Raw genomic sequence first — 508 nt, forward strand, 5'->3', positions numbered from 1 at the left:
GAGCGCTATTGCGCGGAACAGATCGAGAAGTGGTACATGAGAACCCACGAGGAAGGGGTAAACGCCACCGAGATCCTGCGCGCGCTAGCAAGCCAAAACGATCTCTCGATAGCGTACTCGAACGCTGCCGCCGCCGCGCTCAGGGCCGCCGTGGCCGTCTTCGTCTACCACAGAGAAGCCCCCGCCAAACTCCAAGCAGAATACCGCCAGTGGCTAGAAGCCAGCAAGATCCTCAATAGGATCGCCAAGTCGTTGCCTTCGATGGAGAAGGTGCCCGGTTGGAGTGGGCCCGCGGCCGATGAGTACACCGAGATGGCCGGGGTGCAGACCCAGGCCAGCCTGGAGTTGGCCGGGCTAACCACCGTGGTTCTTGAGACCTACAGACTGGCGATTCGGGTGAATGTGACGATGCAGGCCGCGGCCTACGAGTACCTGTGTCAGGTGGTGGAGCGCGCCGAGGCCGACAACTACACGCCCTCCGCCCCGGAGTGCTACGGGCCCACCAAGC

1 protein-coding gene is annotated in these 508 nt (G+C 63.0%); it reads left to right on the top strand.

Annotated elements, in window-relative coordinates; all coding sequences use genetic code 11:
- Nucleotides 1-36: 36 nt before the first annotated feature.
- Nucleotides 37-508: hypothetical protein (locus tag EII42_RS12245; RefSeq protein ID WP_148098061.1), on the top strand; the 472-nt coding region annotated here is incomplete at its 3' end.

The sequence above is a fragment of the Tessaracoccus sp. OH4464_COT-324 genome (genome assembly GCF_003932855.1).
Lineage (GTDB): Bacteria > Actinomycetota > Actinomycetes > Propionibacteriales > Propionibacteriaceae > Arachnia.